Raw genomic sequence first — 23,546 nt, 5'->3', positions numbered from 1 at the left:
GAAAATCATACGATCCCTGTGGGAGCTGGCTTGCCGGCGATTGGGCCATCAGCCTTTTCCATGGTGGCAATCCGATAAGCGTCCATTGCACCCACCCCCTCCCCTCTGCAACAATCGCGAATAATTATCGTTAGTTAATGCATTCGTTCCGGGGGGACGCTGCTTGTCTTCAGCACAGAGCCCACACGCCGATCTGGTCGGTGCGCTGTACCGCGACCACCGCGGCTGGCTGCTCGCCTGGCTGCAACGCAGCATGGCCTGCCGCCAACGTGCCGAAGACCTGAGCCAGGACACCTTCGTGCGCCTGCTCGGCCGTGAGCAGCTGGACACGCCCCGCGAACCCCGTGCGTTTCTGGCCGCCGTGGCCAAAGGGCTGATGTTCGACCACTTTCGCCGCGCCGCGCTGGAACAGGCCTATTTGGCCGAGCTGGCGCTGATCCCGGAAGCCGAACAACCTTCCCCGGAAGTGCAGCTGCTGATCCTCGAAGACCTCAAGGCCATCGACCGGCTGCTCGGCAAGCTGTCGAGCAAGGCCCGGGCGGCATTCCTGCACAACCGCCTGGACGGCATGGGCCATGGCGAAATCGCCGAGCGCCTGGGTGTGTCGGTGTCGCGGGTGCGCCAGTACATCGCCCAAGGCATGCGCCAGTGCTATGTGGCCCTGTACGGGGAACCGACGTGAGCAACGCACCGGTTTCGTCCCAGGTACTGGAAGCTGCCATCGCCTGGAAACTCAGCCTCGGCGACGCCAGCGGCACGCCCGATGAACGCAACGAATTCATGCGCTGGCATGCCGCCAGCGAAGAACACGCGCGTGCCTGGCGCCAGCTCGGCGCCATGGACCAGCGCGTCAGCGCCGCGGCCGGCCCGGCACGCCAGGCGTTGCTGCAATCACGCACCAGCCTGCGTCGACGCATCGGCAATGTGGGCGGCGGGCTTGCTGGCATGTTCCTGCTCGGGTCGCTGCTAGCCTGGGTCGGCGCACCGTCGCTGGCCCCAAGCTACTGGCTGGCCGACCAGCGTACCGCTACCGGCGAGCTGCGTACCCTGCGCCTGGAAGACGGCACACTGCTGAGCCTGAACACCCACACCGCCGTAGACATCGACTACGCCGGCGAGCAGCGGGTAATCGTGCTGCACCAGGGCGAGATCTCGGTCGAAACCGGCCACCAGGACCCGCGCCCGCTGCTGGTACGCACCGACGATGGCCGCCTGCGGCCTTTAGGCACGCGCTTCCTGGTGCGCCGCGAAGCCGACGGTACACGCCTGGAAGTACTGCAAGCCTCGGTCGCAGCCATGCCGCACAACAGTGGCGACGAGCAAGTGCTGCGCGAAGGCCAGCAGGTACTGATGAACGCCAACGGCCTCGGCCAGGTCGGCGCAGTACCGGTCGGGGCCGATGCCTGGACCCGCGGCATGCTGGTGGTGGACAACGTGCGGCTGGGCGACCTGCTGGCCGCACTGGGCAAGTACCGCAGCGGCCACCTGGGGGTAGACGAGCAAGTCGCCGACCTGCGCGTGACCGGCAGCTTCCCGCTGACCAACACCAACCTGGCGCTGGAGTCGTTGGTGCCGCCCTTGCCGGTGAAGATCGAGCGGCATACCCAATGGTGGGTCAACGTCGTTCCCAAATAAACCTTCTCTGGCCTCTTCGCGGGCTCGCCCGCTCCCACAGGTACCCCACAAGTTTCATGCTCTGTGGTGTACCTGTGGGAGCGGGCAAGCCCGCGAAGAGGCCGGTACAGGCAAACATTCATTTCAAATAACTCTCAATATTTTTCAGATTCACCCTGTCACTTTTCAATTCTCGCTCGGCAAGGAAGCAGCAAGCACTTACCCGTCGAGGAACCGCCGCATGTCCCGTGCCGTTGATCGTATCCTGCGCCCCAGCCTGATGGCCCTGGCCATCGGCCTGGCCGCCCCGCTGGCAAGCTCCGCCTTGTTCGCCGCCGAGCTATCCACGCCGCGCGCCTACAACCTGCCCAGCGCGCCGCTAGCCACCACCCTCAACCAGATCGCCAGCCAGGCCGGCATTGCCCTGGCCATCGACCCGGCACTGGTAAGCGGCCGCACCTCGGCCCCGGTAAGCGGCCAGTACGACGGCCTCGGCGCCCTGCAAGCGGCCCTGCGCGGTACCGGCCTGCAGTTGCAACAGAGCAGCGTGGGTAGCTACAGCCTGGTGGCCACACAAGAAGGGGCATTGGCGCTGCCAGAGACGGCCATCAACGCTACGTCCAATTATGAAAGCGCCTGGGGGGCGGTCGAGGGTTACACCGCAACCCGCACGGCAGCGAGCACCAAGACAGATACCGCCATCGCCGAACTACCCCGCTCGGTAAGCGTGATCACCCGGCAGCAGATGGAGGATCGCCCAGTACTCAGCCTGAATGATGCCCTGCGCTACACGGCAGGCGTGCAGAGCAGCGGCTACGGCTCCGACTCCCGCAGCGATTGGTTGCTGGTACGTGGTTTTGTGCCCACCCAGTTCCTTGATGGCCTGCCATTGCCCAAGGGGAACTATGCCACTCCCAAAATTGAACCCTGGAACCTAGAGCGCATCGCCGTGCTGCGCGGCCCAGCTTCATCAGTGTACGGTCAGACCCCGCCAGGCGGGCTGCTGGACATGACCAGCCGTCGACCGCAGCTGGAAAGCAGCCATGAAATCGAAGCCCAGGTTGGCAGCAACAATCACAAGCAGATCAACTTCGACAGCACCGGCAAGCTCGACGATGAAGGCCAGTTCCTGTACCGAGTGAGCGGTACCGTGCGTGACAGCGGCTCGCCGATCGACCATATACCGGACAAGCGCTATAACATCGCGCCCAGCCTGACTTGGAATATCAACGACGACACCAAGCTGACCTTCATCTCCCAGTACACCCGCGATGATACTGGCATTACTGGCCAGTTCTTGCCTCTGCAAGGCACCAAGCTGGACAGCCCGGCTGGCAAAATTTCTCACCACAAGAACTTGGGTGACCCGGATTGGGAATCCTACGACCGCACCTATTACCACTTGGGCTATGCGTTTGAAACCCGTCTGAACGATACTTGGCAGTTCCGCCAGAACCTACGCTATGCGCGCAACGAACTGGATTTCAAGGGCATTACTGCCGGTGGCTCGATCTGGCCAGCTGGGCCGGACGAAGCTGTCAGCGCCGATGGCACCGTGCAACGTACTGCCGGTATCGTCGAAGAAGATATCTCCCAGTTCGCAGTGGACAATAACTTCCAAGCCGATTTCCAGACTGGCCAGCTCGCCCATACCCTACTGCTAGGCCTCGACCATCAGCGCTCGGACAGCAATGCTCGCTGGCGTTGGGGCTCGGCCGGCGTGCCATCAAGCAATATCCATAACCCGGTATACGGCCAGGATTTCTCGAACGTCCAGTACTTCGACATGTACGACTACGATCAGAAGACCCAGCAGACCGGCCTGTACGCCCAAGACCAGATGGCCTTGGACAACTGGCGCCTGACCCTGGGTGGACGTGAGGACTGGGTGCACACCGGCACCACCTTCCACAATCAGGGCGATGCTACCAATACCCAGCGCGACAAGAAGTTCAGTGGTAACGCAGCACTCAGCTATGTGTTCGATAGCGGCCTGACGCCTTACATCTCCTATGCCGAGTCGTTCCAAGCCGCGACCGGCTCCGCCGTCAATAGCACCGATGCATTCAAGCCGACCGAAGGCAAGCAGTACGAGCTGGGTATCAAATACCAACCGCCAGGCAGCAAAAGCCTGTTCACCGCAGCTGTATTCGACCTGACGCAGCAGAACATGTCGGTGACCGAGGGTGGCGTCACCCGCCAGGTTGGCGAAGTGCGTGTGAAAGGCCTTGAGCTTGAGGCTACTTCGGATGTGAGCGAGAACCTCAAGCTGGTGGGCTCCTACACCTATAACGACAGCGAAATCACCAAAGGCACCAGTGAAGAGAAAGGCAAGCGCATGGCACAGGTTCCGCGTAACCAGGCCACTGCCTGGGCCGACTACACCTGGCACAGCGGGGCACTGGACGGCTTTGGCGTAGGCGTTGGCGTGCGCTATGTGGGCGACACCTACGGCAACACCACGAATACCGACTGGGGCCATGTGGGCTCGTACACTGTCTACGACGCCTCTGTACATTACGACCTGGGCCGCCTGAACAGCACACTCAAAGGCGTGACCGTGGCCGTAGATGCGAAAAACCTGTTCAACAAGGACTACCTGTCGACGTGCGACGGGTACTACTGCTACTACGGCGACGAACGCAACGTGGTCGCCAGCGTCAACTACAAGTTCTGAGTGAACGGGGGCCGCGTTGCGGCCCCCGTTCCAACAGGCAAAAATCGGTACCGTGATGAAAAGCCCAACCATCCGCCGCTGGTCCGTGATCCATACCTGGAGCAGCCTGGTCTGTACCCTGTTCCTGTTGCTGCTGGCACTCACCGGCCTGCCGCTGATCTTCCACCACGAACTCGAACACCTGCTCGGCGACGCCCCCGAACTGCGTGAAATGCCAGCTGGCACCCCGCACCTCGACCTGCAGCAGCTTGTACTGAAAGCCGAACAACACCGCCCCGGCGAGGTGGTGCAGTACTTCGGCTATGAGGAGGACGAACCCAACGGCGTGGTGGCCATCACCGCCGCTACCGCTGGCACCGACCCCAACCTGTCGCACACCTTCATGCTCGACGCCCGCACCGGCGAAGCAGTGGCCATGCCGGCTGCCAATGGCGGCTTCATGATGATCATGCTGCGCCTGCACGTGGACATGTTCGCCGGCCTGCCCGGCAAGCTGCTGCTGGCCTTCATGGGCGTGCTGTTCATCGTCGCGATTGTCTCCGGCACCGTGCTCTATGCGCCGTTCATGCGCCGTCTCGCCTTCGGCACCGTGCGCCACGAAAAGTCCCGCCGCCTACGCTGGCTCGACCTGCACAACCTGATCGGCGCAGTTACCCTGGCCTGGGCGCTGACCGTGGGCGTAACGGGCGTGATCAGTGCCCTGTCCGACCTGGTCATCGCGGCCTGGCGCAACGACAGCCTGGCAGCGATGGTTGCCCCCTACCGCGACGCGACGCCGCTCGTCGATCGCGCCCCAGCCACTCGCCTGCTGGAAATTGCCGAACAGGCCGCCCCCGGCATGCGCCCGGACTTCATCGCTTTTCCAGGCACGCGGTTCTCCAGCGAGCACCACTATGCGGTATTCATGAACGGTGCCACACACCTGAGTTCTCACCTGTTCACGCCGGTATTGATCGATGCTCGCACCCTTGCTGTGACTGCCGTAGGCGACCGTCCCTGGTACATGGATGCCATGGGCCTGTCGCAGCCGTTGCATTTTGGCGATTACGGCGGGCGACCGATGCAAATCCTCTGGGCTTTGCTGGACGTGCTGACAATCATCGTGCTCGGCAGCGGCCTCTACCTGTGGTGGGGCAAGCAGCGCAAACCCAGGGAGGTGCGCGCATGAGCCACAGGTCGCAATCCACTGCACGCCTCTTCGCATGGCCAGCGTTGATTGCCATGCTTGGGTTCCTGGGCCTGTTCGCCGCACTGCTTGGCGACGGTGGCTGGGACGTTCTGGCATGGGCCGGCCTGGGCCTGCCGGCCCTGTTGAGCCTGCGCGGGCTGCTCTGGCGTCGGGGGCGCTAGCCCGCTACCGCCACGCAACCGCAGGTATTGCCAGCATGGGGTTTTCCTCAACCAAGGACCCGCCCCATGCGCCCCCTCGAACAACTGGAACAGATCGACCGACAGATCAGTGACCTGCTCGGCGGCCTTCCGACGATTGCCCTTCAGCACCCCATCAACCCCGACACACGCACTTGGTTGCACGGCGAACTGGCCAGCTTCTGGACCACGGCCGATGAGCAAGGCGAAACCCCAAGACAAAAGCTGCTGGCACTGCGCAAGGCGCTGATGCTGGCCGAGGTTGAATTGCGCCTGGGCGACGAGACCTTGGGCTACCGCTCAGCCGATCAACTATGGGCCTGCCTGCAACAGCCACTACCCTCCCAGCGCAGGCATATGCCCCTGGCCAAAAGGCCACAGGTCTACCGCGTTCTGCTGGAAGGCCTACGGCCCAACTGGCGAAGCTACCTGCCAGGCACACTGATCATCGTTGCCGGCACCGCCGAGGGCCCTATGCTCACACCCGAGGATGCCGCAGGCATGGCGTTGCTGTGCAGCCTCTCACAAGGCGTTGAGGCCTTCGAGTCCCTTGCCGCACTGCACCAGGAGCTTTGCGAACGCCTGGAAGACCCACTCCAGAGCAAACCGCTGCTGCATCTGTACACTGACGCGCAGGCGGACCGCGTGCGGCTGTCACAGCGCCTGCGCTATGACTGGTACGCCGATAGCCTGCTGGAGGCCCAGATCGACAGTGTGATAGAAGCCCAGCGCCAACGCTTGAGTGACACCGGCTTGTGGAGCAGCTCACCCCAGCCCAACCGAATACATAAAGCCATGGAGCTCTGGCACGAAGTCGGCGCCAAACCCATCCTGCAGACACGTTACTCCCGATTGCTTGAGAAGAACCTGCCGAACTGGCTGCGCAATACATCTGCGCAAGGCCTGAGCCATATGATGCAGGCGATGCAAGAGCTGGTGGCAATCGCCGAGCAGGCTGCCGCACCGGGGGTGCTGAGCTTCAACGACTTCAAGCAACGCAATAGCCTGCTGGGCTGGGCCAACGCACGCCTTCGCGAGCGGCTGCGCCATGACCTGGGGTACGCCGCAGATCCCCGCGATATCAAGATCGTGGTCGTGCGTGCCCGCCGCACTGGCGCCGTCCTGCATCCCTTCGCCATCTCATCCTATGTCACCTATGCAGGCATGCGACGCGTGGGCGACGAGATGGTCGAAATGGTCGAGGAAATCAACACCCTCGAAGAGATCGCCCTCAAGAACTTGCCGTGGTTCGATACCGACTACTGGCTTACTGCCCGGGTGATCCATGCCCATGGCAATGCCATGCCCGCCGGGCTCACGCCGCAGTATGTCAAGCACATGGTCCGGGAACTGAACGTGGGTGACAGTTACGCAGAGTACCTGCGCACCCAACTTATCAGTTCCAGAGCGGGCAAATGGCGGCTCACTGCGCACAGCAAGGTCAACCGTGCACGCATGCACGCTGAAGCAGTCAAGGCGCGCTACGCAGGGCACTTTGGCGAAGACCCTTTCGAACACGGCTACAACTGGGTGCGCGCAGTGCTGGACCAACCACACAATGCCTTGCGTGCGCCGGTAGCAGGCTACCCGGTCACTGTCCGGCAGCTGAACATCATGGGTCATACCCTGCAGGGGGTGCTTCTGCTTAACAGCATCACCTACAAGTCTCCGGCATGTGTGCTGTACACCCCGGATGCCCCCGACCGCAGGGCCTGGCGGCGTTTCCGAACAACCCGCGAACTGCTTCGCACATTGCGCCAACAGCCCGCATTAAGAGCATACGTAGCCCTGCGCCTGCCATTGCTACCTGCCGTCACGGTGCAGCGGCTGCTGGACAAGGGGCGCATGAGCACACATTTGACGACACCTGAGATCAAGGACGACCTTTTCTTCGTTTACTACATGGCCGAAGCCCGGGCGCTGATCGCTCAGGCCGATGCCGACAGCATGACGACCAGGGAAGTGAACGTGGAATCGGTCATGGCGCTGAGCTGGCGCTTACTGGACTTCATCAGCCTGCTGCTGCCGAACCGTGCGCTGCTGGTGCTGTCGATCGGCCGCATGGCAATCGATATCTGGGACGGCGCCGAGGCCTTCAAGCAAGAGGATGTCGAAGGGGTGATGCGGCATGCGTATCAGGCGCTTAGCCACCTCAACGATGCAGGTACCAGTTTTCTGGGCTCCAGAGTGCTACGCCGATCCCTGCGCGGGATCCCCAAACAACCGCCACTGCCGCTGCCCGCACGCCAACAGGTACAACCGAGCAGCAGCCTGCGCTATCGCATAGACGGTATCTACGGTGAAGGTGTATACGAGCAAAGTTCGGTGTTTGGGGGGCAGTCGCTGTACTTCGTCAAGGACAACGACAACCGCTATTATCAGGTCAGCTTCGATGGCTACCGCTGGCGGGCCATCGACCCTGCCCAGCCAGACACCTACCTGCAGCAGCCGCTCAAGCGCAAGGCCGACGGGCAGTGGGTCATCGACTCACCGGTACTCTGGTACGACGGGCTGCCCGACCTTAAGCAGTTACTGCAAGACTGCTACCTGCAGGTGCCTGTGGCTGGCCTGCCACTGAATAGCGAACAAGGGCTCTTCGAGGCTGACGACCAGTTGTACCTGGGGCTCGAGAGCGGGCAGTTGCCGGTGCGCCGCCACCTGCTGCCGGATCATTACCACTTGCAGATGGCTAGCCCCGACAACGCCGGGGTGGTGCCGTGGGCGGTGATGCGTCACGAAAGCGGCCAGTGGCTGATACGCGTTCGCCAGGCAGGGCGCAGCAGTGACTGGCTGACACTGCCAGACCAACCACCGCCAGCCCAATGAAAGCCCGAACCGGCTGCCTTACTCGACCAGTTTTGGCAAAAGCCGGTCCAGTCGCTGATGCAAGGCACTGCCACTCGGCCAGTTGCGCAGCAGCCGTGCCCGGTCGCGGGCATAGGCCGGGGCGAAGCTGAGCTGGGTGGCGTGCTGGCACATGGCATCAAGGTCGATCAGCGACCACTGGCCGTTGTGCCAGAACAGGTTATGGCCTTTGAAGTCCCCATGGCTGATACGCTCGCGAATCAGCTGCTGCATCACATGGACCAAGGCATCCACTTGCTCCTCGGGTGCATCGCCACTTTCGACGTAGGGCGCGAAGCATGCCGTCAGGTCCGGGCCGTCGACATACTCGGTGACCAGGTAGGCACGGCTACGCAGGCCCAGCACCCGCTGTTCCAGCACCGCGAGAGGGCGAGGCGTGGCGATGCCGAGGAATTCCAGGCGGTGGCCTTCAATCCACGAATGCCAGGCCCGGCTCGGGCGCCAGAAGCGCTTGAACCAGTGCGCGGTGTTCTTGATGTTGTAGCGCTTGAGCACCAGCTTGCGACCGTTCACCTCGATACGCGCCACGCTGGCGGCGCCACCGGTCTTGTACAGGTGGCCCTTTTCGATCAGCGCATCGGCCTGCTCCAGCACCCGCTGCATGGCGTCGACTTCGGTGCGGCGGATCGCCTGCAAGCCCGAAAGGCTGCGCTGGACGCTGAACAGGCTGCACTCGCGGCCCGCTTTGTCCAGGTAGTCCTTCTGGCGCCAGTTGCGCACCTTGTCCACCTGCTTTTGCAGGGCTTCCAGGGGCAACGCATGCTCGGCGTTGGCCAGCAGGTAGTGCACCAGCAGCTCTTCGATGAACGGTTCCAGGCGCTTGGGCAACTGGGCGAAGAACACCCCGAGGTTTTCCAGCACCCGCGGGCGTGACAGTTGCTGGCCAGGCGTTTCGGCCTTGATACCGGCGCCGTCGATCAGGTACAGCTTGCCGCCATGGCGCAGCAGGTTGTCCAGGTGCAGGTCTTCCTGCCAAAGGCCCTGGGCGTGCATGTGCGCGACAGCCGTCAGTGCTTCACCCAATACCAGATGTTGCTCGTCAGCCAGCACCGGCAGGTTTTCCACCGCCGCCCAGGCATCGGCCAGGCTTTCGGCGCCGTCGAGGAATTCGAACAGCAGCCAGCCGCCCTCGCCTTCCTTGAGGCCATCGGCCAACAGTTTTGGCGTGGTCAGGCCTTGCTCGGCCAGCAGCTTCACACCTTGCAGTTCGCGCTGGAAATGCCGGGCGGCGTTACCGCCCACCAGCAGCTTGGCCAGCACCGGGGTTCCGCGCCACACTCCGGCGCCAACATAGCGCTGGCCCGGCAACACGCGCAGCAGGCTGAGCAGTTGCAACTCGGCGCTGCCGGCGGCATCCGCCAGGGTGATGTTCAAGGGCAACGACGGGCTGCGCCCGGCATCTTTCAGTTCGGACAAACGCATCAGCGGGCCTCTTTTTCACGACGGCGTTGCGTCAGGCGTTGCAACCAGTTGTTCACCAGCGTGCTGTCAGCCGGCTGCGCCAGGTAGGTCGCCAGCATTGTCCGCACATCGGCCTCGCTCCAGGCCGGGGCGCGGCGCAGCAGCGGCTCCAGGTCCTTGAGGCGGTCACGCATGCCGAGCAGCAATGGCCGGGTCTTTTCCAGGTCGATCAGTTGCGCGTCCCAGCCTTCACGGCGCTGGCGCAGGAAAATGTGCTTGGGGTAGAAGCAGCCATGCACCTGGCCGGCGCTGTGCAGGGTGCGCGCCAGCTGGCCGCACGCCTTGAGGATGCCATTGCGTTCGGCATCGCCCAGCTGTGGCCACTGGGCCAGCAGGCTGTCGAGGTCGGCCCACTCGTCCAGCGCGCGGGTCATCAGGATGGCCCGGTGCTTGCCGCCCTGCTTGCGCTCGCCATAGAACACCGCCTGCAAGGCCGGAATGTGCAGCTTCTGGTAGCGGCTGATGTTGCGGAATTCGCGGGCGAAGGTGGGCTCGCCAAACGGCCGGTGCAGGGTGCGGGTCAGGTAGTCGCTCTGGCGCTTGAGGTAGTAGCCCTTGCCTTCGAGTTCCAGGCGGAACACGCTGCTCCAGCCGCCACGGCCGGTGTTGGGTTCATCCACTGCCTCAAGTTGCAAGGCCCACAGCGCCTCGAAGTCGTCCAGGCCATGGCGTTTGAGCAGCGCGAGGTCCGCGCTGGCCAGGTAATCGGTCATTCCCTTCCCTCGAAAAAGCCCAGCACCTGGCGAATGCGCTTCTTGTCACGCTCATTCAGCCGGTCGCGGCCACGGTATTGCAGATAGAAACGCAGGCGCTGGGTGGCCGACAGGTGGTATTTGGCCACTTTGTCCAGGCACGCCAGGTCCTTGATCATCCGGTGCCGCCACATGAACCCGCGCCAGAAGTCGCCGGTGGGGCAGTCGATGAAGAATAGCGTGCCCTGGTCATCGACCAGCAGGTTGCGCCACTTCAGGTCGTTGTGAGCAAAGCGGTGCTCGTGCATGACCCGGGTATGGCGCGCCAGCTGGCGGCTGAGGTGGTCGACCCAGGCGCGGTCGGCAAGGCGCGCATCGTTGCGCTCGGCGAGTGCCGACAGGTCTTCGGTGTTCGGCAGCTCGCGGGTGATCATCGCCCCACGACCAAAGGCCAGGCCCTTGCGCTCCAGCCCCCAGGCCACCACTTCCGCGGTAGGGATGCCCCACTTGGCGAATTGCTTGAGGTTCTGCCATTCGGCCTTGATGCGCGGCCGGCCCAGATAGCGGCGCATGTGCTTGCCGGCGCCGGTGTAGCGCTTGACGTAGTAGTTGACCCCGTCACGCTCGATGCGCACCACCTCGCTGAGCGGGTCGCGGGTCAGGCGCTCGCCTTGCAGGGCAAATACCGCATCGAGGCTGCCGAAGTCCGTCGCCAGATGTTCGTAACCCGGCGCCAGTGTCCAGCCCGCCATCAGAGCGCATCCCCGTAGCGTTGTTTGCGGTCGTAGAGTTTCTGCGCCTTGCGCTCCAGCCAGGTGAGCAACTGGGCTTCGTCCTTCAGCACTTGGCGCAGCGGGCGCTGGAAATAACCCCGCAGGAAGCGCAGCTTGTCGCGCTGGGTCAGGCCGATGTCCAGCGCCGAGAAGTACAGCGCGGCCAAGTCCTTGTCGCGCCAGCGGCGGCTAATGGTTGCACGGGTCTGGGCGCGGTGCAGGTCGATCACCGACAGCTTGAAATCGTCCGCCGTTACCGGGCGGTCGGTGTGCAGCAAGAAGTGGCAGATGTAGCAGTCGCGGTGGTTGACCCCGGCGCGGTGCATGCCGCCAGTCATCTTCGCCACTTCGGCGATCAGCGCACGCTTCAGCCGCGGCTCGGGCGGCTGCTTGGCCCAGTCGATACTGAAGTCTTCCAGGCTGATGGTGGGCGCCAGTTCCTCGGTGATGATGAACGAGTGCTGCGTGGCCGGGTTGCTGCCCCGCTCGCCATAGGCGACTGCGGTCATGGTCGGCACACCCACCTCGTGCAGGCGCTGGATAGCCCGCCATTCCTGGCCGGCACCGAGCACCGGAAGCTTGGCGGTGAACAGGTTCTTGAAGATCTCGCCCCAGCCGATGCCGCGGTGGATCTTGACGAAAAAACCCTCGCCAGCCACTACGGTACGCAACGTGCGGCGCCCTTCCAGCTCGCGATAAACCTCGCCTTGCAGCGCTTCTACGGCATCGAAGGCATCACGCCCGGCCCACAGGCGCTTGAACGGTTCGGCCAGTATCAGCTTCATACGGTTTTCTGCCCCAGGATCACGTCGGCAGCATGCTGCGGCATGCTGTACAGATCGGCGGTTTCAGCAAACGCCAGGCCGTTGCGCGACCAGCTGGCGCGGGCCTGCGGGTCTTCGAGCATGCGTTGCAGGTAACCGTTGAGCTGGTCCTGTTCGAACGGTTCGTCCAGCACCAGGCCGCAATCGGCCTCGGCAATGTAGTGGGCGTAACCGCACACTTTGGACACCAGTACCGGCAGGCCGGCCACCAGCGCTTCAAGCAGCACGGTGCCGGTGTTCTCGTTGTACGCCGGGTGAATCAGCACGTCGGCACCCAGCAGGAAACGCGGGATGTCGCTGCGGCCCTTGAGGAACTGCACCTGGTCGCCCAGCCCGAGGGTGGCGCTTTGCAGCTGGAACACCTTGGGGTCGTCCTGGCCGATCACCATCAGCTTCGTGCGTTTGCGCAGGGCCGATGGCAGCGCGGCCAGCGCCTTCAGGCTACGGTCCACACCTTTGGTCTTGAAGCCCGAGCCAATCTGTACCAGCAACAGGTCGTCATCGCCCAGGTTGAATTCCTTGCGGAACTCGGCGCGTATCTCGGCAGCGTTGGCCGGCGCGCGGCGATCCTGGGAAATGCCCGGCGGCAGCAGGTGGAAGCGCTCCACCGGGGTGCCGTAGTGCTTGATGAACAGCGGCTGCTGCACCTCGGAAATCATCAACACTTCGGTGTGGGCGTCCTTGGCGAACACCGCACGCTCGTACTCGGCAAAGTGCCGGTAGCGGCCCCAGCGGCGGTACAGGCCGCCACGCAGGGTCTGCGCCTTGTCTTCGAAGCAGCCGTCGGCGGCGTAGTACACGTCCAGCCCCGGCATCTTGTTGAAGCCGATCAGGCGGTCGACCGGGCGCTTGGCCAGGTCGGCGGCCATCCAGGCGCTGAGCTTCTCGTTGCGACGGTGGTTGAAAATCGCCTTCACCGGCGCCACCAGCACTTCGAAGCCCGGCGGAATGTCACCCTCCCAGATCAGCGTGTACACACGGATCTGGTGGCCCCGCTTCTGGCATTCCAGGGCAATGCGCATGAAATCGCGCTGCAGCCCGCCGAAGGGGAAATATTTGTAAAGCACGAAAGCCAGTTGCATCAACGGACATCCTCAGCCAGCAGCAACGCGCTCAAGCGGCCCGCCACATGCTCGGGATTCAGGCGAGTGAAGCACAGCGGCCACTCGCGTTTCAGATCGAACCGGCGCAGGTCGTCAGCGCTCGGTTTATAGGTGCACTTCTTCTGCAGGCAGGGAGCGCAAGGCCAGTCACTGGCCTGGTGAATCTGGGTCCGTCCGTAGGCACCCGTCAGGCCCGGGTTGGTCGGGCCGAACAGCGAAATGGTCGGCACATCGAGTGCCGCTGCCAGGTGGCCAAGGCCGGTATCGACCGCCACACAGGCTTTTGCCGCCGCCAATACACGCGCAACGCCGGCAAGGTTCAATTTGGGGAGCACCTGGCAGTTGTTCAAGCCCTGTGCAATGCGCTCGGCGCGCGCCTTTTCGGCCGGGTTGCCCCAAGGCAGGCGCACTTCCAGCTTGCGCCGGCCCATGCGCTCGGCCAGCTCGCGCCAGTAGGCTTCGGGCCAGTGCTTGGTCGCCCAGGTGGTGCCATGCAAGAACACCACGTAAGGCGCGGCGGGCGGCAATTGCAGGCGCTCCAGGTCCAGCCCGTAGTCGCCAATGCCTTCTGGCAAGTCGTAGGCCAGGGCCATGGCGAACAGCTGGCGCACCCGCTCCACCGCGTGCTGGCCGGTGGCAACCGACAGGCGCCGGTCATAGAAGCGGCTGGCCCAGCCTTCACGGGCCGAGTAGCGGTCCAGGCCGGCGACCGGGGCCTTCACGTAACGGGTCAGCCAAGCCGACTTGACCAGGCCCTGGGCGTCAATCACCAGGTCGTACTTGCGCTCGCGCACACGCTGCTTGAACGCCTTCCACTCGCCGCTCTTGAGGGTTTGCCAAAGGTTCTTGCGCCAGCGGCGAATGGCCACCGGGATAACCTGGTCGACCGCAGGGTGCCAGCTGGGGATTTCGGCAAAGCCTTCTTCCACAACCCAGTCGAAACGAATGCCCGGGATGGCGTGGGCGGCATCGGTGAGCGCCGGCAGGGTGTGGATCACATCACCCAGCGACGAGGTCTTGATGATCAGTACCCGCACTTAGTCGACCTCGGCCACGGTATCGATCAGGTCCGGCCCGCTCAGGCTGTGCAGGGCGGCGATGACTTTGCCCGGTTCCAGCAGGCGCAGGCAGTTGTAGTGGCCGAAACGGCAGGTACGGTCGAAGCATGGGCTGCACTCGATACCGGTACGCACCACCTCTACCTGGTCGGCCAGCGGCGGGGTGAAGCCGGGCGACGTCGAGCCGTACACCGCCACCAGCGGGCGGTTCAGCGCGGCGGCCACGTGCATCAGGCCGGAGTCGTTGGACACCACGGCATGGGCACAGGACATCAGGTCGATGGCCTCGGCCAGCGAGGTTTCACCGGCGAGGTTGGACGATTCTTCACGCAAACCCGGGATCAGCCGGTCGCGGATCTGCTCACCGACCGGGTGGTCGTTCTTCGAGCCGAACAGCCATACCTGCCAGCCCTGGCGGACCATCGCGTCGGCCACCGCAGCGTAATGCTCGACTGGCCAACGCTTGGCCTCACCGAACTCGGCGCCAGGGCACAGCGCCAGCACTGGGCGGTCCAGCTCCAGGCCGAACTTGGCCAGTGCAGCATCGCGGCTTTGCGCTTCGATCTGCAGGCTGGGGCGCGGGTACGGCTGCGGCAGCTCGGCGCCGGGCGCGTAGGCCAAGGCCATGAAGCGCTCGATCATCAGCGGGTAGCGGGCCTTGTCCAGCTTGCGCACATCGTTCAGCAGGCCGAAGCGCAGTTCACCGCGCCAGCCGGTACGCTTGGGGATGCCAGCGAAGAACGGCACCAAGGCCGACTTCAGCGAATTGGGCAGCAGGATGGCCTGGTCGTACTGGCCGGCCAGGGATTTGCCGATACGCCGACGCGTAGCCAGCTCCAGCGCGCCGTGGCCGAGCGGGAAGCTCAAGGCTTGGCGTACCTCGGGCATACGCTCCAGGATCGGCCGGCTCCACTCGGGGGCCAGCACGTCGATCACGCAGTCGGGGTGCTGCTGTTTCAGGCACTGGAACAAGGTCTGCGCCATCACCATGTCGCCGACCCAGCTGGGGCCAATGATCAGTATTCTCATGCTTAGTCCAGAAACGCTCGGGGAGGCTACAGGCTGCGGTACAGCCTGGCCTCCCCTCTTTATATTCAGGCTATGTGGCGGACAGTGTAACACCGGTGGTGAGGCATAAACCTTTAGGGCTGCTTTGCAGCCCATTCGCAGCACAAGGCTGCTCCTACAAGGGATCGCGTTCCCCTGTAGGAGCAGCCTTGTGCTGCGAATGGGCCGCAAAGCGGCCCCAGCACTCTCAAGTCAAACCCAATTCACCCCAGATCCGCCGCACTTCGCGGCGTTCATCGGCAAATTGCGTCGCGTCGATCACCCCGGCCTGCTTCTGCAGGGCCTGGCGGTGCGAGGCCGAGCGGAACGCCTTGTACACTTCACGCAACAGCACCGCGTCACTGGCCGGCATCAGGTTCGCCTGCTCCAGCTCTTCCAGAATGCGGATGTTATCGGTCCATCGGAGTATGGCCGGATGGTCGTGAGACCAGGCCAAAGCGGCGTATTGCACCATAAATTCGATATCGACGATACCGCCGGCATCTTGCTTGATATCAAACGGCACACCGGCCTCGAAGGCATTGGCCGCGGTACCGGCAGCCGTGGCCTTGGTACCGAGGTTGCCGCGCATCTTGGCGCGCATTTCACTCACTTCGGTGCGCAGTTTCTCCAGGTCGCGTGTCTGGCCCAGCACCTTGGCGCGCACGCCTTCGAACGCCGCGCCCACCTGCTTGCAACCCACCAGCACGCGGGCTCGCACCAGCGCCTGGTGCTCCCAGGTCCACGCTTCGTTCTGCTGGTAGCGCTCGAATGCACCCAGCGAACTGACCAGCAGCCCGGAAGCACCGGACGGGCGCAGGCGCATGTCCACGTCATACAGCTGGCCCGAGTTGGTCTGGGTGGCCAGCAAGTGAATGATGCGCTGGCCCAGGCGGGTGAAGAACTGCGCACTGTCGATGGGCTTGCTGCCGTCGGTTTCTGCGTGCGGGTCGCCGTCGTGGATGAACACCAGGTCCAGGTCCGAGCCATGGCCCAGCTCCAGGCCACCGACCTTGCCGTAACCAATGATGATGAACCCTGGGTCGCACAGACTGCCGTCGCTGCGCCTGGGCTGGCCGTGGCGGGCCACGGTCTGGCGCCAGGCAAGGGCCAGCACCTGGTCGAGGATGGCTTCGGCCAGCCAGGTCAGGTAGTCGCTGACCTTCATCAACGGCAGGTTGCCGCTGATTTCCGAAGCTGCCACACGCAGGCTGTGCGCCAGCTTGAAGTGGCGCAGCGCTTCCATCTGCTGCTCCAGGTCGTCTTCGGGGATGCGCGTCAGGCGTTCGCGCAACTCGCTGGCCAGCTCTGGGGCCAGTGGCGGGCTGAACAAGCGGCCTTCGTTGAGCAATTCGTCGAGCAGCAGCGGGTAGTGCGCAATTTGTTCGGCAATCCACGGGCTGGCGGCGCACAACGTCAGCAGACGGCGCAAGGCACCCGGGTTTTCGGTCAGCAGCACCAGGTAGGCAGAACGCCGCGCCACCGCCTCGACCAGCGGCAACACACGTTCAAGCACCAGGTCGGGGTTGTCATGTTCCACCGCCTGGGCCAGCAGCCGCGGGATGAAGGCATCCAGGCGTTCACGGCCGATACGCTGCATCGAGCGCAACTGCGGGCTGGAGCGCAACCCGGCCAGGCGCCGCAGGGCTTCGACGGGCTGCTTGAAACCGGCCTCTTCCAGCTGCCGGCCAGCGGCTTCCTCGTCCTGTGCCTGCTCCCACAGCGGCGACCATTCGCCGCCCACCACCAGTTCGCCCTCACCGTCTTCGTCATCCGGGTCGGCGATCACCTGGCGGAAGTGCCAGTCGATACGGCCACGCCAGTACATCAACTGGTCGTGGAAGCTCTGCCAGTCGGCAAAGCCGAGAATGTAGGCCACCCGCGCCTGGTCGGTCTCACCTTCCGGCAGCATTTGCGTCTGGCGGTCGGCGATGGCCTGGATTGCGTGCTCAGTATAGCGCAGGAACTCATAGCCCTCGCGCAGCTCGGCGACCACTGCCGGCGGCAGGTAACCCTGGCCCTCGAGGGTGGCCAGCACCTTGAGCAACGGCCGCTGCTGCAGGCTGAGGTCGCGCCCGCCGTGGATCAGCTGGAAGGCCTGGGCGATGAACTCCACCTCGCGGATGCCACCGGCACCCAGCTTGATGTTGTCGGCCATGCCCTTGCGCCGCACTTCCTGCTGGATCAGCTGCTTCATGGTGCGCAGCGCTTCGATCGCGGAAAAGTCCAGGTAACGGCGGTACACGAACGGCCGCAGCACCTCCTGCAACTGCGCCCCGGCCGCCTGGTCGCCCGCCACCACCCGCGCCTTGATCATGGCGTAGCGTTCCCAGTCGCGGCCCTGGTCCTGGTAATACTGCTCCAGGGCATTGAAGCTGAGCACCAGTGCGCCGGCCGAGCCATAAGGGCGCAGGCGCATGTCGACGCGGAACACGAAGCCATCGACGGTCACCGGGTCCAGCGCCTTGATCAGCCGCTGGCCAAGCCGGGTGAAGAACTCCTGGTTTTCCAGCGAGCGCTTCACCCCCTCGGTTTCGCCACCTTCGGGGAAGCCGAAGATCAGGTCGATGTCCGACGACAGGTTCAGCTCCACCGCCCCCAGCTTGCCCATGCCCAGCACCACCATGTGCTGCGGCTGGCCGCTGCGGTTGCCGATGGGCGTGCCGAACTGCTGGCAATGGCGGGGGTATAACCATTGGTAGGCTTCGTCGATGGCGGCATCGGCCAGGTCCGACAGGTCGCGGCAGGTTTCGCCAAGTTCTGCCTGGCGGGTGATGTCGCGCCAGATGATGCGCAGTTGCTGGCGGTTGCGCGCGCGGCGCAGGTTGCGCGCCAGCTCGTCGTCGCTCTGCGCGGCCTGGGCGGCCGCAGCGATTTGCCCACGCAGCTCACCCGGCGCATAACGCCGCTCCAGCTCGCCACTGGCCAGCAGCTCGAACAGCATGGCCGGCTCGCGCTGGGCCAGGCCCAGAACAAAGTCGCTGGCGGCGGCAACCTGGTCGAATTGTTGCCGGTGCACCGGGCTCCAGGCATTCAGGTCGAGGTCGGCGTGAGCGGCCACTGCATCACTGAGGAATTGCCGGTTGCGGGCCAGCAATGGCTGGAGGGTGGCGGGCAGATCGGACGGCAAAGGCAGGCGCATGGTCTATCCTTGATCGGCGTGAAATAGAAGGGAAAAAGCGGCCAAGGGGAAGCCGGACCACGGTTGGACTGTCGTACAAAAGTTGGAAATAGCTGAAAAAAAAGAAAACTTGGCAACAAACATCAAGAACCACCCGTTCGCGTCACAATGCCAACCACCATGAACGTTTTTCCTCACAAGCCAAGGTGCGACCAAACGTCGCAGAAATGTAGTTTTACTACTACCCATGTCGTGTAAAAGCATGAAATGCGCAAGCAAATGTAGTAAAACTACACGGCGCCGGAAGACACCCCGGTAATCCAAGAATTCACGACGTCTGCCCATAAGGCCAGTCGCAACTTCAGGCAATCGATTCTGGTTGCCTTTCCGCCCTGGAGCAAGCCATGCAAGACCTCGATCCAATCGAAACCCAGGAATGGCTGGATGCCCTGGAGTCGGTCCTCGACAAAGAAGGCGAAGACCGCGCTCATTACCTGATGACCCGTATGGGCGAGCTGGCCACCCGCAGTGGCTCCCAGCTGCCGTATGCGATCACCACGCCATACCGCAACACCATCCCTGTCACCCACGAAGCACGCATGCCTGGCGACCTGTTCATGGAACGCCGCATTCGCTCGATGGTGCGTTGGAACGCCCTGGCCATGGTCATGCGCACCAACCTGAAAGACTCGGACCTGGGCGGACACATCTCCAGCTTCGCCTCCAGCGCCACCCTGTATGACATCGGCTTCAACTACTTCTTCCAGGCGCCGACCGAAGAACACGGCGGCGACCTGATCTTCTTCCAGGGCCATGCTTCGCCAGGCGTCTACGCCCGTGCCTTCATGGAAGGCCGCATCAACGAAGACCAGATGAACAACTTCCGTCAGGAAGTGGACGGCAACGGCCTGTCTTCGTACCCGCACCCATGGCTGATGCCTGACTTCTGGCAGTTCCCGACCGTATCTATGGGTCTGGGCCCGATCCAGGCTATCTACCAGGCACGCTTCATGAAGTACCTGGAAGCCCGTGGCTTCATCCCGGCCGGCAAGCAGAAGGTCTGGTGCTTCATGGGCGACGGCGAGTGCGACGAGCCGGAATCCCTGGGCGCCATCGCCCTGGCCGGCCGCGAGAAGCTGGACAACCTGATCTTCGTCATCAACTGCAACCTGCAGCGCCTCGACGGCCCGGTTCGCGGCAACGGCAAGATCATCCAGGAACTCGAAGGCGTGTTCCGTGGCGGTGGCTGGAACGTCAACAAAGTGGTCTGGGGCCGTTTCTGGGACCCACTGCTGGCCAAGGACACCAACGGTGCCCTGCAGCGCCGCATGGACGAAGTCATCGACGGCGAGTACCAGAACTACAAAGCCAAAGACGGCGCGTACGTTCGTGAAAACTTCTTCAACACGCCAGAACTCAAGGCCATGGTCGAAGACCTGTCCGACGACGAGATCTGGAAGCTCAACCGTGGCGGCCACGACCCGTACAAGGTCTACGCGGCGTACCACCAGGCTGTGAACCACAAAGAGCAGCCGACCGTCATCCTGGCCAAGACCATCAAGGGTTACGGCACCGGTGCTGGCGAAGCCAAGAACACCGCGCACAACACCAAGAAGGTCGACGTCGACAGCCTGCGTCACTTCCGTGACCGCTTCGACATCCCTGTCAAGGATGCCGACCTGGAGAACCTGCCGTTCTTCAAGCCGGAAGAAGGTTCTGCCGAAGCCAAGTACCTGGCCGAGCGTCGCGCTGCCCTGGGCGGCTTCGTACCACAGCGCCGCGCCAAGAGCTTCAGCGTACCGACCCCATCCCTGGAAACGCTGAAAGCGATCCTGGACGGCTCGGGCGACCGCGAAATCTCCACCACCATGGCCTTCGTGCGTATTCTGGCGCAGCTGGTCAAGGACAAGGAAATCGGCCAGCGCATCGTGCCGATCATCCCGGACGAAGCCCGTACCTTCGGTATGGAAGGCATGTTCCGCCAACTGGGCATCTACTCGTCCGTCGGCCAGCTCTACGAGCCAGTCGATAAAGACCAGGTGATGTTCTACCGCGAAGACAAGAAGGGCCAGATTCTCGAGGAAGGCATCAACGAAGCCGGCGCCATGTCGTCGTTCATCGCTGCCGGTACCTCGTACAGCTGCCACAACCAGCCGATGCTGCCGTTCTACATCTTCTACTCGATGTTCGGCTTCCAGCGCATTGGCGACCTGGCCTGGGCCGCTGGCGACAGCCGCACCCGTGGCTTCCTGATCGGCGGTACCGCCGGCCGTACCACCCTGAACGGTGAAGGCCTGCAGCACGAAGACGGTCACAGCCACATGATGGCGGGTACCATCCCGAACTGCCGCACCTACGATCCAACCTACGGCTACGAGCTGGCGGTGATCATCCAGGACGGCATGAAGAAGATGACCGAAGAGCAACAGGACATCTTCTACTACATCACCGTGATGAACGAATCCTACCAGCAGCCAGCCATGCCGGCCGGTGTCGAGGAAGGCATCATCAAGGGCATGTACCTGCTGGAAGAAGACACCCGCGAAGCCGCGCACCACGTACAGCTGATGGGCTCCGGCACCATCCTGCGCGAAGTCCGCGAAGCCGCGAAAATCCTGCGTGAAGAGTTCAACGTCGGTGCCGACGTATGGAGCGTCACCAGCTTCAACGAACTGCGTCGCGACGGCCTGGCCGTTGAGCGCGCCAACCGCCTGAAGCCTGGCCAGAAGCCACAGCAGACTTACGTCGAAGAATGCCTGGCCGGCCGCAAGGGCCCGGTCATCGCCTCTACCGACTACATGAAGCTGTTCGCCGAGCAGATTCGCCAGTGGGTGCCGAGCAAAGAGTTCAAAGTCCTGGGTACCGACGGTTACGGTCGCAGCGACAGCCGCAAGAAGCTGCGTCACTTCTTTGAAGTCGACCGCCACTTCGTGGTACTGGCTGCCCTGGAAGCCCTGGCTGACCGTGGCGAGATCGAACCCAAGGTTGTGGCTGACGCCATCGTCAAGTTCGGCATCGACCCGGACAAGCGCAACCCACTGGACTGCTGAGGAGTATTTTTAAGTGAGCGAACTCATTCGCGTACCTGACATCGGCAGCGGTGAAGGTGAAATCATCGAGCTGTTCGTCAAGGTCGGTGACCGTATCGAGGCTGACCAGAGCCTGCTGACCCTGGAGTCCGACAAGGCCTCCATGGAGATCCCGGCCCCCAAGGCCGGTATCGTCAAGGAACTCAAGGTCAAGCTGGGCGACCGCCTGAAAGAAGGCGACGAGCTGCTGGTGCTGGAAGTCGAAGGTGCCGCTGCTGCGGCGCCTGAGGCTCCGGCCGCGGCCGCTGCCCCGGCTGCTGCTCCAGCGCCTGCCGCCGAAGCCGCCCCTGCTCCTGCCGCAGCCCCGGCTGCTGCCAGCGTGCAGGACATCCACGTGCCGGACATCGGCTCGTCGGGCAAGGCCAAGATCATCGAAGTGCTGGTCAAGGTCGGCGACACCGTCGAAGCCGACCAGTCGCTGATTACCCTGGAGTCCGACAAAGCCTCCATGGAAATCCCGTCGCCGGCTGCCGGCGTGGTCGAAGAAGTACTGTGCAAGCTGGAAGACGAAGTCGGCACTGGCGACCTGATCTTCAAGCTGAAAGTCGCGGGCGCTGCACCGGCTGCTGCACCGGCACCTGCTGCTGCACCGGCGCCAGCCAAGGCTGAGGCTGCTCCGGCCGCCGCGCCTGCCGCTGCTGCCCCTGCTGCTGCCCCTGCACCGGCGGCTACCGCACCGGCTGCTGGCAACAATGCCAAGGTTCACGCAGGCCCGGCTGTTCGTCAGCTGGCCCGTGAATTCGGTGTCGAGCTGGGCGCAGTGGCTGCCACCGGCCCGCACGGCCGTATCCTGAAGGAAGACGTGCAGGTTTACGTCAAGGCGATGATGCAAAAGGCCAAGGAAGCCCCGGCAGCCGCCGGTGCAACCGGTGGCGCTGGCATCCCGCCGATCCCGGTGGTGGACTTCAGCAAGTTCGGTGAAGTGGAAGAAGTGGCCCTGACCCGCCTGATGCAGGTCGGTGCCGCCAACCTGCACCGCAGCTGGCTGAACGTGCCGCACGTGACCCAGTTCGACTCCGCCGACATCACCGAGCTGGAAGCCTTCCGCGTTGCGCAGAAGGCCGTGGCCGAAAAAGCTGGCGTGAAGCTGACCGTGCTGCCACTGCTGCTCAAGGCCTGCGCCTTCCTGCTCAAGGAACTGCCGGACTTCAACAGCTCGCTGGCGCCAAGCGGCAAGGCCATCATCCGCAAGAAGTACGTGCACATCGGCTTCGCTGTGGACACCCCGGACGGCCTGCTGGTCCCTGTGATCAAGAACGTCGACCAGAAGAGCCTGCTGCAACTGGCTGCCGAAGCCGCTGCACTGGCCGAGAAGGCGCGTACCAAAAAGCTGTCGGCCGACGACATGCAAGGTGCCTGCTTCACCATCTCCAGCCTCGGTCACATTGGCGGCACCGGCTTCACGCCGATCGTCAACGCGCCGGAAGTGGCTATCCTGGGCGTCTCGAAGGCGACCATGCAGCCAGTGTGGGATGGCAAGGCCTTCCAGCCGAAGCTGATGCTGCCGCTGTCGCTGTCCTACGATCACCGTGTGATCAACGGCGCTGCCGCCGCGCGCTTCACCAAGCGCCTGGGCGACGTGCTGGGCGATATCCGCACCATGCTGCTGTAAGGCAGCCCGCTGCCCCTCCTTGCGAGGGGCAGTACCCTTTTCGAGCTGCCACGCTCGTACCTCAACCCCGCCAATTGGCGGGGCTTTTTTTGCCTGGAGAAAGCCGGGAGGGCTTCGCCCTCCATCGCGACACAAGGCCGCTCCTACAAGGCGATCGCGGTTCCCTGTGGGAGCGGCCTTGTGTCGCGATGGGCCGCAAAGCGGCCCCAAAATCTCCAGCCAAACTACAGAATCGGCCACGT

16 protein-coding genes are annotated in these 23,546 nt (G+C 63.5%); 8 read left to right on the top strand and 8 right to left on the bottom strand.

Features of this window, described 5'->3' with window-relative positions; translation table 11 throughout:
• The first annotated feature begins 163 nt into the window (after positions 1-163).
• From PP4_RS01945 to PP4_RS01920, 6 genes are all read left to right on the top strand, one after another.
• The gene (locus tag PP4_RS01945) at positions 164-682 is read left to right on the top strand and encodes an RNA polymerase sigma factor (RefSeq protein ID WP_016497659.1); all 519 of its coding nucleotides are present in this window, start codon (positions 164-166) and stop codon (positions 680-682) included.
• Positions 679-1,635 (top strand): FecR domain-containing protein, encoded by a 957-nt coding sequence (locus tag PP4_RS01940; protein WP_016497658.1) that lies wholly within the window; start codon positions 679-681, stop codon positions 1,633-1,635. Before PP4_RS01945 ends, PP4_RS01940 begins: the two co-directional genes overlap by 4 nt.
• A 220-nt stretch (positions 1,636-1,855) precedes the next feature.
• The gene (locus PP4_RS01935) at positions 1,856-4,291 is read left to right on the top strand and encodes a TonB-dependent siderophore receptor (RefSeq protein ID WP_016497657.1); all 2,436 of its coding nucleotides are present in this window, start codon (positions 1,856-1,858) and stop codon (positions 4,289-4,291) included.
• Positions 4,292-4,346: 55 nt separating this feature from the next.
• Complete coding sequence (locus PP4_RS01930; RefSeq protein WP_041167499.1) at positions 4,347-5,459, top strand: PepSY-associated TM helix domain-containing protein; 1,113 nt, start codon at positions 4,347-4,349, stop codon at positions 5,457-5,459.
• On the top strand, positions 5,456-5,641 hold the full coding sequence (locus tag PP4_RS01925) for a hypothetical protein (protein ID WP_016497655.1): 186 nt from the start codon (positions 5,456-5,458) through the stop codon (positions 5,639-5,641). The genes PP4_RS01930 and PP4_RS01925 overlap by 4 nt, the downstream gene beginning before the upstream one ends.
• A gap of 66 nt (positions 5,642-5,707) precedes the next feature.
• Positions 5,708-8,485: a dermonecrotic toxin domain-containing protein gene (locus tag PP4_RS01920; RefSeq protein ID WP_016497654.1), complete on the top strand. Its 2,778-nt coding sequence runs from the start codon at positions 5,708-5,710 to the stop codon at positions 8,483-8,485.
• A gap of 18 nt (positions 8,486-8,503) precedes the next feature.
• Here PP4_RS01920 and PP4_RS01915 read toward each other — a convergent pair whose 3' ends face one another.
• The 8 genes from PP4_RS01915 to glnE form a co-directional block, all read right to left on the bottom strand.
• Positions 8,504-9,946 carry a lipopolysaccharide kinase InaA family protein gene (locus tag PP4_RS01915; RefSeq protein WP_016497653.1) on the bottom strand — a complete coding sequence of 481 codons (1,443 nt, stop codon included), beginning with the start codon at positions 9,944-9,946 and terminating at the stop codon, positions 8,504-8,506.
• Complete coding sequence (locus PP4_RS01910; RefSeq protein ID WP_016497652.1) at positions 9,946-10,698, bottom strand: lipopolysaccharide kinase InaA family protein; 753 nt, start codon at positions 10,696-10,698, stop codon at positions 9,946-9,948. Before PP4_RS01910 ends, PP4_RS01915 begins: the two co-directional genes overlap by 1 nt.
• Positions 10,695-11,429 (bottom strand): lipopolysaccharide kinase InaA family protein, encoded by a 735-nt coding sequence (locus PP4_RS01905; protein WP_016497651.1) that lies wholly within the window; start codon positions 11,427-11,429, stop codon positions 10,695-10,697. The genes PP4_RS01910 and PP4_RS01905 overlap by 4 nt, the downstream gene beginning before the upstream one ends.
• Complete coding sequence (gene rfaP, locus PP4_RS01900; protein WP_016497650.1) at positions 11,429-12,235, bottom strand: lipopolysaccharide core heptose(I) kinase RfaP; 807 nt, start codon at positions 12,233-12,235, stop codon at positions 11,429-11,431. The genes PP4_RS01905 and rfaP overlap by 1 nt, the downstream gene beginning before the upstream one ends.
• Positions 12,232-13,356: a glycosyltransferase family 4 protein gene (locus tag PP4_RS01895; protein WP_016497649.1), complete on the bottom strand. Its 1,125-nt coding sequence runs from the start codon at positions 13,354-13,356 to the stop codon at positions 12,232-12,234. The genes rfaP and PP4_RS01895 overlap by 4 nt, the downstream gene beginning before the upstream one ends.
• The gene (gene waaC / locus PP4_RS01890) at positions 13,356-14,414 is read right to left on the bottom strand and encodes a lipopolysaccharide heptosyltransferase I (protein ID WP_016497648.1); all 1,059 of its coding nucleotides are present in this window, start codon (positions 14,412-14,414) and stop codon (positions 13,356-13,358) included. The genes PP4_RS01895 and waaC overlap by 1 nt, the downstream gene beginning before the upstream one ends.
• The gene (waaF, locus tag PP4_RS01885; protein ID WP_016497647.1) at positions 14,415-15,464 is read right to left on the bottom strand and encodes a lipopolysaccharide heptosyltransferase II; all 1,050 of its coding nucleotides are present in this window, start codon (positions 15,462-15,464) and stop codon (positions 14,415-14,417) included. It lies immediately after the preceding gene.
• Positions 15,465-15,690: 226 nt separating this feature from the next.
• Positions 15,691-18,624: a bifunctional [glutamate--ammonia ligase]-adenylyl-L-tyrosine phosphorylase/[glutamate--ammonia-ligase] adenylyltransferase gene (gene glnE / locus PP4_RS01880; protein ID WP_016497646.1), complete on the bottom strand. Its 2,934-nt coding sequence runs from the start codon at positions 18,622-18,624 to the stop codon at positions 15,691-15,693.
• 383 nt (positions 18,625-19,007) lie between these two features.
• On the opposite strand from glnE, the gene aceE reads away from it, so the two are divergent.
• A complete protein-coding gene (gene aceE, locus PP4_RS01875; protein ID WP_016497645.1) occupies positions 19,008-21,653 on the top strand; it encodes a pyruvate dehydrogenase (acetyl-transferring), homodimeric type in 2,646 nt (881 codons plus the stop codon).
• A gap of 13 nt (positions 21,654-21,666) precedes the next feature.
• Positions 21,667-23,304 (top strand): dihydrolipoyllysine-residue acetyltransferase, encoded by a 1,638-nt coding sequence (gene aceF / locus PP4_RS01870; protein WP_016497644.1) that lies wholly within the window; start codon positions 21,667-21,669, stop codon positions 23,302-23,304.
• The last annotated feature ends 242 nt before the right edge of the window (positions 23,305-23,546 follow it).

The organism is Pseudomonas putida NBRC 14164 (assembly GCF_000412675.1).
In the GTDB taxonomy this organism is placed as follows: Bacteria; Pseudomonadota; Gammaproteobacteria; order Pseudomonadales; family Pseudomonadaceae; genus Aquipseudomonas; species Aquipseudomonas putida.
This window is presented reverse-complemented; position numbering and strand designations above follow the sequence as displayed.